Origin of the sequence: Proteus sp. FZP2095, assembly GCF_023701425.1 — a bacterium.
Taxonomy (GTDB): Bacteria; Pseudomonadota; Gammaproteobacteria; order Enterobacterales; family Enterobacteriaceae; genus Proteus; species Proteus cibarius.
In genome coordinates, this window is sequence record NZ_JAMQBJ010000007.1 from 16,377 (window position 1) to 30,135 (window position 13,759).

Here is a 13,759-nt window from a genome sequence, read left to right on the forward strand (position 1 = left end):
CAGTTTGTTTCAGTTATTTCTTCAAAGAGTTAATAATTAATGTTCTTCAGATGCCATCGACAGATAGACAATCGTTAGAACCATGAAAATAAATGCTTGTAACGTAATAATCAGTATGTGGAATATTGCCCAAGGAAGGCTTAATAACCACTGTGACCACCACGGTAACAGACCAGCAATAAGAATAAAGATCAGTTCACCTGCATACATGTTACCAAACAGTCGAAGACCGAGGGAAACAGGTTTTGATAGCAGGCTTACCCCTTCCAAGATTAAGTTGATAGGAATAAAAATTGGGTGATTAAAAGGCTGTAAAGTCAGCTCTTTTGTAAACCCTTTTATGCCTTTCATCTTAATGCTATAGAAAAGGATCAGGATAAATACACCAATTGCCATCGATAGAGTAATACTCACGTCCGCTGTCGGAACGATGCGTAACGCTGGTAACCCTAAGATGTGTTCACCGATATAAGGGATGAAGTCGATTGGTAATAAATCCAGGGCATTCATTAACAGCACCCAAACGAACACAGTCAATGCCAAAGGTGCAATGACCTTGCTCTTTCCGTGATACATATCACGGACGCTGCTATCAACGAAACCGATGATCATTTCTACTGCAGTCTGGAATTTTCCCGGTACGCCACTGGTTGCTCTTACTGCTACTTTTCTAAACAGCCATAGGAATAGTGCTCCCATCAGTACTGAAAAGAAAAGTGAGTCAATATTTAACACCCAGAATGATGGCGCATTTTCAGCATGGGGATTGACCAACTCGAAAGTACGCAGGTCCAACTGAAGGTTATTCAGGTGGTGACCTATGTAGTCTCTAGTGGTTAATGCTTCTCCTGATGCAGACATGATGCCAATTACCCTTTTGTTGTTAAAAACGCTAACCGTTAATGACGGCTGGTGCAACGACCTGCATAACAAGCACCGCTAAGTAGGTCATGACCAGTGGTGCAAATGCCGCTTTAAACACTCCTAAAGCAACAATCAGCAAGGCTATTGATAATATAACCTTCAACCCTTCACTGAAAGCAAAAAGCCAGTTTATGCGAACTGGAGCTTCTTCTTCGTTGACTTTTTGTAAGCGCATTAACAAAAGAAAAACAATATTGGGTAACCAACATGCCAACCCGCCTAAAAAAGCCGAAAAACTCCAGTCTGTACTCTTTAAGTAGAAACCCGCACTGAGAATAACAAAAGTCATAAACTGCAAAAATAACAGTTTCAGTGCAACTTTCCCGTTGTAGAGGGAGACAGACATGACGTTTGTATTCTCCAGACTAGCTATCGTAAAAGGTATTACTGAATGATGTATCAAACTGTCTTTGCTATAAAGTGTCAAGTGACAAAAACGAGCAAATTATACGGGGCGTGGCAATGAATTCAATCAATAAGTAGCGAAAAAGTGAAGATTAATTTAAATTTCTTACCAAGGTTCCATTTATGAAAAATGATTAAGAACAAAAAGAGTAAAAATAATAGTGCTGAATAAAATAAATAGCGTGATACAAATCACAAATATAAAAGTATAAATAAAGCTTATTTCATAAAATATATAACAGAGTTAACAAATAAACTCCCTTTTATGAACAAATTAGTGGCAATTGAAAAATAATTAGCCAATTTTCAATTAAATAAATTCAATATTTTTATAATGCATAGAATTATTAATTTATTTTGGAAATAAAAAGAGAAAAACTAAGGTTACAAAGAGGATTAAAGTAAAAGATAATAAATTGTTAATTTATTGTTTTATTAAAGTGAAATTTAATACTCCTCATAAATCCCCATAAAACAAATGGCGATAACATTGTAAATATTATCGCCAGAGCACAAAAAATGAAAAAAGGATCAGTGAGACTCAATATTTTTGATTAAATAATCACCAAATGTCTTTGTTCATTCAATTCAGGTATCGATAAGCTAATCACTTTTTCAGGCATTTTTAATCCATTATCAGCAAGTTCATCTAACTCTTCTTGATGAATTTGTCCTTTCAATGCATAAAAACGACCGTGTTTTTCAGTCACTAAATGAGAGCACCAAGAGAGCATATCGTTCATAGAGGCAAATGCTCGACTGATAACGCCATCAAAAGGCTTCTCTGTTTGGTATTCTTCAACACGGTATTGAACTGGCTCAATATTATTAAGTCCTAGTTCGTGCTGAACTTGCTTCATAAAGCGAACGCGTTTACCTAAGCTATCCAATAATACAAAGTGGTGATCGGGACGCATTATCGCCAATGGAATACCTGGCAATCCAGGCCCTGTTCCCACATCAATAAATCTTTCACCGTCAAGATATTGGCTCACAACAATGCTATCCAAGATATGACGGATAAGCATTTGCTGTGGATCTCTTACAGATGTGAGATTGTAGGCTTTATTCCATTTATCAAGCATCACAACATAACCCGTAAGTTTTTCAGCTTGAATATCGGTAAGTTCAATATTGGCTTGCTTAGCCAGCTTTTTTAGCCGATTAAGTAAGTCACTCATGATGCACTCCTACGTAATAGGCCCTGCTTTTTCAACCAAACTAATAAAATGGAAATAGCAGCAGGTGTGACTCCTGAGATCCGCGATGCTTGTCCAATCGATGTTGGTTTGTGATCGTTAAGTTTTGCAATAACTTCGTTAGATAATCCGCTAACTTGTTTATAGTCCAGATCAATCGGTAACGCAGCATTTTCGTTGCGCAGTTGTTTTTCGATCTCTTCTTTCTGGCGACTAATGTAGCCTTCGTATTTAACTTGGATCTCAACTTGTTCAGCTGCTTGCGGTTTTGAATCATCAATACCCGGTGCAAAACGAGTAATATTCTTCAGTATGTCGTAAGTCATTTCAGGGCGACGTAATAAATCTTCGCCATTAGCTTCTTTAGATAATGGTGTATTTAGTAATCCATTGATTTCAGAAAGATTATCAGCTTGTGGATGAACCCAAATATTTCTTAAACGTTGACGTTCTTTTTCAACAAGCTCAACTTTTTCACTAAATTGTGCCCAACGGTTGTCATCAACCATACCTAATTCACGACCAATTTCAGTTAGACGTAAATCAGCATTATCTTCACGTAACATCAAGCGATATTCAGCACGAGAAGTAAACATGCGGTATGGCTCTTTTGTACCAAGAGTACAAAGATCGTCAACTAATACACCAATGTATGCTTGATCACGACGTGGGAACCAACCTTCTTGATCGAAGGCATAACGTGCCGCGTTAAGTCCTGCAAGCATGCCTTGAGCAGCGGCTTCTTCATAACCGGTTGTACCGTTAATTTGGCCAGCAAAGAATAACCCGTTGATAAATTTGCTTTCTAGGGTTTGTTTTAGATCTCTAGGATCGAAGAAGTCATATTCAATAGCATAACCAGGTCTAATGATCTTCGCATTTTCCATACCTTTCATGGAATTTACGATCTGCATTTGAACATCAAAAGGTAAGCTCGTTGAAATTCCATTTGGGTAAATCTCGTTACTCGTTAAACCTTCAGGCTCTAAAAAGATCTGATGTGAATTACGATCAGCAAATCTCATCACTTTATCTTCAATAGATGGGCAATAACGAGGCCCTATTCCTTCGATGACACCGGCGTACATTGGGCTACGATCAAGGTTATTACGAATAATATCGTGCGTTTTTTCGTTTGTGTATGTGATATGGCAAGGCATTTGTTCAGGATGCTGATCCACATTTCCTAAAAACGAGAAAACAGGCATTGGAGTATCACCCAACTGAACAGCTAGTTGGCTAAAATCGATAGTTCTAGCATCAATACGGGGTGGTGTACCTGTTTTTAAACGACCTACACGTAGAGGTAATTCGCGTAGTCTGTGTGATAATGAAACTGAAGGTGGATCACCAGCACGACCACCACTGTAATTTTCTAAACCAATATGGATTTTACCATCTAGGAAAGTACCAACGGTTAGAACAACAGATTTAGCACGGAATTTTAAGCCCATGCGAGTGACAGCACCTGTCACTTGGTCGTTTTCAACAATGAGATCTTCAACAGGTTGTTGGAAGATCATTAAATTAGGTTGATTTTCAAGAGTAGTACGAACAGCTTGGCGATAAAGAACACGGTCAGCTTGTGCTCTTGTTGCTCTTACAGCTGGGCCCTTACTTGCGTTAAGGGTTCTGAATTGGATCCCTGCATGGTCAATAGCGGTTGCCATTAATCCACCCATGGCATCGATCTCTTTTACCAGATGCCCTTTACCAATCCCACCAATAGCTGGGTTACAAGACATTTGGCCCAAAGTATCAATATTGTGGGTCAGTAATAGGGTTTGACGCCCCATACGAGCAGCAGCCATAGCGGCTTCTGTACCGGCGTGACCACCACCGATGACAATGACGTCAAAGTGTTCTGGATAAAACATGTGTGAACCTTAAATGTTACGAATGCTGAATGTGTTGCATTGGGAAAACGAATTCTACTCAACTTTTTGACAGATACAAGCGAGCAGATCCGCAGGTAATTATTTAAAGATCTTTTTATTTAAAGATCTCTTTATTAGATCTTTTATTAGGGAAGCGATCCTCTGTGGATAAGTGGATTTTCTATTTAAAGATCATAAAAGTGTAAAGGATCATATACTGTGAATGATCCGTGATCTATCTGCTGATAAGCTGGGATCAAAATGACGACTTATACACAGGTCATTTCTTGATATTGCCTTATACAATGGATAACTACGGGTTAACCCCTGCTTTTAAGCAGAGTTATCCACATTCGTTTGCTGTTTTTTTGTGCGATTTAAAGTAAATTTTTCCAAGAAGCTATCCATTCTTCTGCTGGATCTTCCGGAATGTCGTACTTTTGAATATCAATTTCGAGGCGATCACCAAGGCGAGTTGCCCCTTTTTCCACCAATTTTTGATCCAATGTTCTGATCGCACCGCAGAAAGTGTCATATTCACTACTTCCTATGCCGATCGCACCAAAGGTGATATTACTAAGATCAACGGAATCAGCAGATATTTCATTAGCAAAAGGCAATAGGTTGTCAGGAATATCACCCGCACCATGTGTTGATGTGACCACCAGCCAGATCCCTTCATTAGGAAGATCATTAAGAGAAGGTCCATGGTGCAGATCTGTCTCAAATCCTTCATCAGATAAGATCTCTGCAAGGTGCTCTGCGACATATTCAGCACTACCCATGGTACTGCCACTAATAAGAGTGACTTTTTTCATTAATGATCTCCTTATGTTCAAGACGCGCTATTGTACGCTGTGAATCACTTGGGATCTACCTGTGGATAATGTGGTTATAAAAAAAATAAGAATTTACCCTTATGGCTTGATCGTCCTTATTATCGGGTTTTGCAGTGAGATCAGGGTTTCTGTTGATTGAATTTCATCAATTGTCTGAATTTTGTTGATAAGTACGTCTTGTAAGGCTTCTATACTTTTACACATAACCTTAGTAAAAATACTGTATTGCCCTGTTGTGTAGTACACTTCTACAACTTCATCTAACTTGTCTAGTTTATCTAATGCTGTGTGATAGTCTTTTGCACTCTTGAGGATAATGCCAATAAAGCAGCAGACATCAAAACCGAGTTGCTTTTCACTAATATCAACTCGAGTTCCTGTAATAATTCCCGCCTGCTTCATTTTCTCAACTCGAACATGAATTGTGCCTGGGCTAACTTCGAATTTTTTGGCTAATTCAGCGTAAGGTGTTCTCGCATTCGCCATTAATGCGTGAAGTATGTCACGATCGAGATTATCGATCTGATAAATATTGTCCATAATTTCCCTCTGTTTTTAACGATAATACATTTTTATAGCGCTATTTTTAACGATTTAAAACAAGTAAGGCTATTTTTAATGAAGTATATTGAATTTAGTACCCGTTTTGTTGCTTAATCTATATCAGCAAAACACGACATCACCACTAGGGATACAAAAATGGAAAAATCATTCATCCAGACTCAACAGCAAATTAGCTTTGTTAAATCATATTTTTCACGACTGCTGGAAAAAGAATTAGGACTGATTGAAGTTCAAGGACCGATCTTAAGTCGCCTTGGTGATGGAACTCAAGATAACTTATCTGGCCATGAGAAGGCAGTACAAGTTAAAGTCAAATCTTTACCAGATTCGACTTTTGAGGTTGTCCATTCATTAGCTAAATGGAAACGTAAAACATTAGGTCGTTTTGGATTTAGTTCTGGGCAAGGTCTTTATACTCATATGAAAGCTTTGCGACCAGACGAAGATCGCTTAACTCAGATCCACTCAGTTTATGTTGATCAGTGGGATTGGGAAAAAGTGATGGAAGATAAAGAACGTACAGTTCCTTATCTTAAGCAGACAGTGGGTAAAATTTATCAGGCAATAAAAGAAACTGAAAAAGCCGTCAGCGAAGAATTTGGTCTGGTACCGTTCCTGCCAGATCAAATTCAATTTATCCACACTGAAGAGTTACTGCGTCGTTATCCTGATCTTGATGCTAAAGGTCGTGAAAAAGCGATTGCCAAAGAATATGGCGCCGTTTTCTTAATTGGCATTGGCGGTAAGCTTTCTAGTGGTGAAGCTCATGATGTGAGAGCACCTGATTATGATGACTGGACGACACCAAACGAAGATGGATTTGAAGGTTTAAACGGTGACATTATTGTCTGGAACCCTGTTCTACAAGATGCGTTTGAATTGTCATCAATGGGTATCCGTGTTGATCCTGAAACATTAATGCGTCAGTTAACATTAACAGATGATACTAAGCGCCTTGAGCTGGATTGGCACAAAGCATTAATGCATGGTGATATGCCTCAAACTATCGGTGGTGGTATTGGTCAATCACGTTTAGTGATGTTACTGCTACAAAAAGAGCACATTGGGCAAGTACAATGCGGCGTGTGGGAAAAAGACACCCGTTTAGCTTTCGCCGATATGTTGTAATTATTGGCGCCAGCGTCGAAGTAAACGACTTTTTAATCCAGTATCAAAACGCCATATATGGTCAAAGATTTTCATGATGCTGGGTTTACCGTAATTGGATAAGGTAACCGCATGGAAGCGATTGTGCTGTTGCTGTTGGCTTTTTTTGATTTTGTTGATTAGGTTTTCGGGTAACCTTTGGGCGACAAAGTCAGAAATAACAACAGCATCAGCATCTTTCCATGCTGGGCTATTGAGTTTTTCTGCGACATTATCTAAACAAGCACTTAAATCCGTCCCCCCTCTAAATGACTGATTCAAAAATTTGATAAGCTCTTGCAGGCCATTAGACGATGACAACTGGTAATGTACAGTTTCAGTGGAAAATAACATCACATGGCATGAACGATTATCAGCTAGTGCTATTTTCATCAATGCTAATCCAAAAGCTTTAGCGCACTGTTCGTTAAATCCTCCCATTGAACCTGATGTATCAATACATACAATAAAAGGTCCTCTCGGTCTTTCTTCATCATGATGATGAGTTACTGGACGCAATACAGTACGCTCTTGCCAATTATCCCCTTGTAACCGATAAGTATTGAGCTGCTTTTCTACCAGCTTTCGATAAAACTCATATTCGATTTCATTAATACCTAACAAGGCGAGTTCAGCAGGAAGTAAGCGCAAGATATCATCACTGAGCCCTATTCCATTGACTTGCTCAGGTGTTGTATCGGGTGCTTTCTCAACAATAGTCACAGGTTCAAAAATCACACTTTCTTCAGGAAGTGATTTGGCTGTTTTGCTACGTCCAAGCAAACTTGCGAGTTTATGTAATTCAGGTTGTTGATCGAGAAAGTCGCTATAACGTTGAATAATTTTCTCATCGAAAGGTGTTTTTGTTAAAACGCCTTTGCTCATATCCCATAAACGCCCTGCTGCACGCTCATTTTCTGAGAATGTATTACTTAAGCTTCCACTTAACGCTAAACGTTCTTGTAGTTCAGCAAGGAGTTGCTCTTGTTCTTGGTCAAATAGCGCTTTATGTAATGCTGTGACTTGGAAAATTAAATTTATCCGCCAGTGTTGAATAAACAAAGCTTGTTGGGCTGGTGAAAAAGGCTTATTGGTTTTAATTAGTTGTGATGCTTCTTCAATAAAAGAGGAGTCTAGTTTGTTTAATTCAGCCAGTATTTGCTCTACTTGCTGATTAAATATGGCGTTACCTAATGACTGAGTTTGTTGATAAAGGGCAAACTCATCAGCAATCATGGTAGGTACTAAGGTTTCTTTTACTCTTTGCTGTAAGCTTTTTTTCCATTGGTGGATATCTTTAAGTAAGGCTTTTTTGAGCCTTGGGTGTTTTTCAAAAAATACCGCTAATTGAGGCGATGCAAGTATAGCAATAATAACTTCCTCAATAAGCTGCCCTTCATTTATGGCTAAAAGCATATCTAATGTTGAAAGTGTCAGCATAATATCATTACTTTATTTGGCTTTTTAATTGCGATAGTTTTTCATTAAGCTGAACAAAACTTTGCTCGATGGAAATAAGACAATCATTATCAATAAATAAATTTGGCTGATGATGATTAAATTTTTCCTGCTCACCATAAATTTCTTGGGTCAGATCTTTTAATTTATCTAGCCACTCTTTGTTATTTTCAATAGGAGCAGCAGGCGCAGTCTCTTTTTGTTGATAAAGAGATGTTGTGCGACGACTCACATCTAAAATTTCTAATACACCATCTTGACGTATTTGCGCATTAATTGATTGTGGGAAACCAATACCATTTAAACGTGCTAATAATTCATCCCCTTTAGCTAAAAAGTTTTCTAATGCTTTCTGCTCGATAGTAATAAAGTTAACTTGAATACTATGGATATGCAGAGGGATATGTAAAAACAACGTGAATTTATCAGCCTGCATTTTTTCTGATAGGCTAAAATGTGCATTTCGTCCAAACATTCCACTTTGTTTTTCAAAACGAAAGGCCTGTTGATCTTGTTTACTTCTTGTTGATTGCATCCACTCAGCCCATAAACTTTCTGTTTTTCTAATCAATTCTAGCTGGTGGTAGGCTTGTTCTGTTAAAAGGTTTTGTAATAACTTGTCTAATAATGCAAATGATGCTTGGTCATGCCACAGGCAATCTTTTAATAAAATAAGATCTAACGGTGAAATAGCACTACGGCCATTAAAAAAAGCACTGGCTTGTAAAAGGCGTACCGCTTTTTTCCAACGTCTATCTGAAACATAAGGTGCCGCATCACTTTTATCTAAAGACTCACGAAGTTGATAAATTAAATCAAATAAGTGGTCATCTAAAGTGATCTTTTCTAATTCTGATTGCCAACGAGAGAACTCTTCTGCGGTAATTTGGATATGTTCTGGAATATGAAAAGAGCCTACTTCTTTATTAATGAGTAGTGCACGAAAGTTTTTCTTATCCTGAACTTTGGTTAGCCAAATACGGATAAGCATTCGGTCATATAGTGCTTCAAGACTACTGTCTGAATCAGGTAGCTCATTAGAGGCAGAGACTAATAAACGCATTGGAATAGCAACTTCAGCTTCTCCATTTCTAAATTTACGCTCATTAATCGCCGTTAATAACGTATTAAGAATAGCGGGCCCGGCTTTCCATATTTCATCAAGAAAGACAACCTCAGCATCAGGTAGATATCCTTCAACCAAACGCTGATATTTACCTTCATCTTTTAAAGCTTGAATAGATAAAGGGCCAAAAATTTCTTCAGGGGTTGAAAAACGCGTCATTAGGTATTCAAAAGCTTTAGCCTCTTTAAAGGCTTCTTTCATTCTTCTGGCTATTAAACTTTTAGCAATACCTGGAGGGCCAAGTAAGAAAACACTCTCACCACTAAGTGCTGCAAGTAGACAAAGACGGATAGCTGACTGTCGCTCATAAAGCCCAGTTTCAAGATATTGGCTAAGTTGTGAAATCCGCTCTGCAAGTTGCATAAACACTCCTAATAATGGGTACTTATTTTCGTCATCGCCCTGAAAATATCAGAAAAGGATTGCTGACATATAGTCAAACATTCTATTAGCACACAAATTGTTTATAACAAAAATCGATTCAGCTTCCTACTGCTTATTTTTGGTTCTTTTTTGTTTTACTAGCGAAACGTTTCGATGGTGATCACGTTTTTTCATTAATGTTGCTGAGATGATCGGTTTAAAATATTGAATGTCATTTATGCGATACATCTAGAATTTATTACTGAGAGTAAGGAAAAATCATGGAAGCGAAGAAACTTGTGATTTTAGGTAGTGTTAATGCTGATCATATTCTTAATGTTGCCCATTTTCCGCTTCCTGGTGAAACCATTTCAGGTAACCAATTTCAAATGGTATTTGGCGGTAAAGGTGCTAATCAGGCGGTTGCAGCTGGGCGTTGTGGTGCGAATATTTCATTTCTTGCTTGTTTAGGAAACGATGATATTGGTAAAAAAGCCAAAGCTCAATTAATGACGGATAACATTGATACCAAGAGCATTGAGTTAATTGATGATGTAGCAACAGGTGTCGCGCTGATTTTTGTTAATCAACAGGGTGAAAATGTCATCGGTATTCATGCTGGTGCTAATGGACGACTAGATACAAGTTATGTTCAGCGCCATGGGAATATAATAAAAGAAGCTGATGCTCTATTAATGCAATTAGAATCACCACTTGATTCTGTTTTGAAAGCCGCGGAAATAGCTAAACAAGAAAATGTGCAAGTAATTTTAAATCCCGCACCCGCTCAGGCATTACCTGATGAGCTGCTATCACTTGTCGATATTATTACTCCAAACGAAACAGAGACTGAATATCTGACTGGAATTAAAGTCATCGATGATGAAAGCGCTCAACAAGCAGCGGATGTTTTACATCATAAAGGGATTAAAACTGTTCTTATTACATTAGGAAGCCGTGGAGTTTGGGTGAGTGAGAAAAATAATAAAGGTTGTATCGTTCCTGCATTTAAAGTGAAAGCAGTAGATACCATCGCAGCAGGTGATACATTTAATGGCGCGTTAATTACTGCTTTATTAGAAGGGCAATCTATGATGTTAGCGATTAAGTTTGCTCATGCCGCGGCTGCCATTGCTGTTACTCGAGCTGGGGCTCAGCCATCAGTACCTTGGCGTCATGAAGTGGATACTTTTTTAGCTTCATCCTTATAAGGTGTTTCTTCTGTATATAAAGAAAAAGAGAGCCTATGCTCTCTTTTTTAGTTTTAATAAAGCTATCAGGCTTTTCTCTTTTTATTAGTTAAATTATCGCCATCATGTTTATCAAGGAGTAAGAATACAAATGAAGACAGCAATGTAATGATACCAACAGTAATAAAAGTATAATGGAAGTTATCAACCGTAGTACCCACATTCTCTGTATCAAAATATCCTAAAATAGATGCACTCACTGCAATACCAAAGCTAATTGCCAATTGTTGGGTGACAGCCAAAACACTATTTCCTGAACTTGCATTGTTGTCTGTTAAATCAGCCAATGAAATTGTATTCATTGATGTAAATTGTATAGACATGACCACCCCTAATAAAAAGAGTGGAATGACAAGATAGTAAATAGACATATCCGGTGATTGAAGTGAGAATTGAGCTATCATCAAACCAATAATAATTGTGATAGCAAAGAGTGTTCGGCGATAGCTAAATTTTACTAAGATCTTTGTGACAAATGATTTTGCTAAAATAGAACCTAAAGCCATTGGTGCCATCATCATACCGGATATTATTGCTGGGTAACCAAAACCTACTTGCAACATAAGTGGCATTAAGAAAGGAATACACCCAGTTCCTAATCTTGTTGCAATATTTCCTGCAATACCGACAGAGAATGTGCGTGTTTTAAATATATTTAGAGGGATTAGTGGTTGCTGATGGCGCCTTGCATGATTGACGTATAACCCTAGTAAAGAAAATCCACCTAAAATAATGGCAATAGGAATATAGCGAGAGATATTTTTATCACCAAAAAGATCAAGACTGACAGAAAGCATGACTAAGCCAAAACCAAAGAAAATAAATCCAAGTAAATCAAACTTTCGTTTTGGCATGGTGAAATTAGGCATATGCTTGATGGCATAGAAAATACCTAATAGGCCAATAGGAATATTTATAATAAATATCCAATGCCATGAGGCATAAGTAACCAATATTCCGCCTAAGAGAGGTCCTGCTATGGGGCCTACTAATCCTGGCATTGTGACAAAGTTGAGAATGGGCAGTAATTCACTGCGTGGATAAGCTCTTAATAAAGCAAGGCGTGCAACTGGCATCATCATTGCGCCACCTATACCTTGTATAATTCGTGAAATAACAAGAAAAGTGAGGTTAGGAGAAAGTGCACATAATAAAGAGCCACCAGAAAATAAAGAAACCGCAATAATAAAAATTTTACGAGTTCCAAATCTATCGGCTAACCATCCACTGACAGGGATCAATAATGCAACAGTTAAGGTATAGCTGATAACAGCCGATTGCATCGCGAGAGGAGAATGATTAAGGCTTTTTGCTATGTCTGGTAATGCCGTATTAAGAATGGTTGCATCGAGAGCCTGCATAAAAAAAGCCATTGCAGCAATCCAAGGCAACCCAGACATATTTTTGGCGGATTTCAACATGAAGCATATACCGTCTTTGTTCTATATTTTGATTATCGCTTCATTATAAACAGAAAACCTATAAAATTTGTATTAAAACTATTCAATCACTCGTTAATAAGATTAAACAGAGATCACGCGCTTTATTTCCATCTTTATCAATAATTGCCTGAACAATTTGGTTATGGGTTTCCGGTTGAACGGTTTCATTACCCACAATAAGATCAAAATACTTTTTATAAGCAGAAAGAAATAATGATCCAAAAGAGGCAAAGAACGGATTGCCACTTGCTTGATAAATGAGATAGTGAAATTGAGTATCTATATCTAGCCAATGTTGCCTGTCAAAATTCTCATCAAGTAACTTCATTTCTCTACCAAATAAAGCAAGAGACTGTTTTTGGCTTTCAGTTGCATTAAATGCGGCTAAATAACAGGCTTGGGGTTCTATTGCTAAACGAACGTGATGGAAATAGTGGCTGACTTTATTAAATTCACCACTGTCTATCCACCAATTAAGAAGATCATTATCTAATAGATTCCAATTTTGCATTGGAGTGACACGAGTACCTATTCTTGGACGAGGTAAAAGCATTCCTTTAGCAGCAAGCATTTTTATTGCTTCTCTAATAACAGTCCTGCTGACGGAGAGTAATTCTGCTAATTCTATTTCTCCTGGTAACAAAGATTCAGGTTCATAGTGACCAGAAAGAATTTGTTTACCTAATTTCTCAGCAACTATATAAGAAAGATTCTTTTGAGAAGCTGAACGTTGTTCGCTAAATTGCATAATAAAGGTTACCTATACCATAATTTGTCTTCTATCTTACGTGAGTCAGCTAGAGAAAGCTGTTCGGATTTCACGCTATCAGCATAAAATTAGAGCGTTTTTCTTTATTTTGTTGAAAAAAAAAGCGAACAGAAAAAAAGTTGAAATAAATACTTGCGCTAATCCGAGAACTCCCTATAATGCGCATCCACTGACCGACGATGAGCTGACAACAGCCACGAAGGACAGCGAAGAGAAAAGAAAAAAGTTTGAAAAAACTCTTGATTCTTCAGAGGAATAACGTAATATACGCCTCCTCGCAACAACGCAGAAGACCGGGAACGGCAGCGAATGTTGCACTGCTCTTTAACAAATTATCAGACAATCTGTGTGGGCACTCGCAGAGACGATATCTTCTAAAATATTAGATGTATCAAGT

At 37.9% G+C, this 13,759-nt stretch carries 12 protein-coding genes; 2 read left to right on the forward strand and 10 right to left on the reverse strand.

Translation table 11 applies throughout. The annotated features are described in order from the left end of the window. Window positions 1–36: 36 nt before the first annotated feature. The 6 genes from atpB to asnC form a co-directional block, all read right to left on the reverse strand. Complete coding sequence (atpB, locus tag NBG71_RS18080) at window positions 37–861, reverse strand: F0F1 ATP synthase subunit A (protein WP_023583322.1); 825 nt, start codon at window positions 859–861, stop codon at window positions 37–39. A 31-nt stretch (window positions 862–892) separates the two neighbouring features. Then, the gene (atpI, locus tag NBG71_RS18085) at window positions 893–1,270 is read right to left on the reverse strand and encodes a F0F1 ATP synthase subunit I (RefSeq protein ID WP_075673967.1); all 378 of its coding nucleotides are present in this window, start codon (window positions 1,268–1,270) and stop codon (window positions 893–895) included. Between the two features lie 613 nt (window positions 1,271–1,883). Then, window positions 1,884–2,510 carry a 16S rRNA (guanine(527)-N(7))-methyltransferase RsmG gene (gene rsmG / locus NBG71_RS18090; RefSeq protein WP_075673968.1) on the reverse strand — a complete coding sequence of 209 codons (627 nt, stop codon included), beginning with the start codon at window positions 2,508–2,510 and terminating at the stop codon, window positions 1,884–1,886. After that, on the reverse strand, window positions 2,507–4,405 hold the full coding sequence (mnmG, locus tag NBG71_RS18095; protein ID WP_075673969.1) for a tRNA uridine-5-carboxymethylaminomethyl(34) synthesis enzyme MnmG: 1,899 nt from the start codon (window positions 4,403–4,405) through the stop codon (window positions 2,507–2,509). Before mnmG ends, rsmG begins: the two co-directional genes overlap by 4 nt. Window positions 4,406–4,782: 377 nt before the next feature. Beyond that, complete coding sequence (gene mioC, locus NBG71_RS18100; RefSeq protein ID WP_075673970.1) at window positions 4,783–5,223, reverse strand: FMN-binding protein MioC; 441 nt, start codon at window positions 5,221–5,223, stop codon at window positions 4,783–4,785. 99 nt (window positions 5,224–5,322) lie between these two features. Then, a complete protein-coding gene (gene asnC, locus NBG71_RS18105; protein ID WP_023583317.1) occupies window positions 5,323–5,784 on the reverse strand; it encodes a transcriptional regulator AsnC in 462 nt (153 codons plus the stop codon). Window positions 5,785–5,943: 159 nt separating this feature from the next. Between asnC and asnA the strand changes: the two genes are divergently transcribed. After that, entirely contained in the window at window positions 5,944–6,936 is a 993-nt protein-coding gene (gene asnA / locus NBG71_RS18110) for an aspartate--ammonia ligase (RefSeq protein ID WP_075673971.1), read from the forward strand. On the opposite strand, the gene viaA is transcribed toward asnA, so the two are convergent. Both viaA and ravA read right to left on the reverse strand, forming a co-directional pair. Continuing rightward, window positions 6,937–8,394, reverse strand: coding sequence for an ATPase RavA stimulator ViaA (viaA, locus tag NBG71_RS18115; protein ID WP_075673972.1), 1,458 nt, complete (start codon window positions 8,392–8,394; stop codon window positions 6,937–6,939). It lies immediately after the preceding gene. Between the two features lie 7 nt (window positions 8,395–8,401). Then, on the reverse strand, window positions 8,402–9,901 hold the full coding sequence (gene ravA, locus NBG71_RS18120; RefSeq protein WP_075673973.1) for an ATPase RavA: 1,500 nt from the start codon (window positions 9,899–9,901) through the stop codon (window positions 8,402–8,404). 281 nt (window positions 9,902–10,182) lie between these two features. Here ravA and rbsK point away from each other — a divergent pair, with 281 nt between their 5' ends. Further along, window positions 10,183–11,112: a ribokinase gene (gene rbsK / locus NBG71_RS18125; RefSeq protein ID WP_075673974.1), complete on the forward strand. Its 930-nt coding sequence runs from the start codon at window positions 10,183–10,185 to the stop codon at window positions 11,110–11,112. 65 nt (window positions 11,113–11,177) lie between these two features. Here rbsK and mdtD read toward each other — a convergent pair whose 3' ends face one another. Together mdtD and NBG71_RS18135 are read right to left on the reverse strand one after the other, a co-directional pair. Further along, entirely contained in the window at window positions 11,178–12,572 is a 1,395-nt protein-coding gene (gene mdtD / locus NBG71_RS18130; protein WP_075673975.1) for a multidrug transporter subunit MdtD, read from the reverse strand. An 82-nt stretch (window positions 12,573–12,654) separates the two neighbouring features. Continuing rightward, complete coding sequence (locus tag NBG71_RS18135; RefSeq protein ID WP_075673976.1) at window positions 12,655–13,341, reverse strand: FadR/GntR family transcriptional regulator; 687 nt, start codon at window positions 13,339–13,341, stop codon at window positions 12,655–12,657. Window positions 13,342–13,759 lie beyond the last annotated feature (418 nt).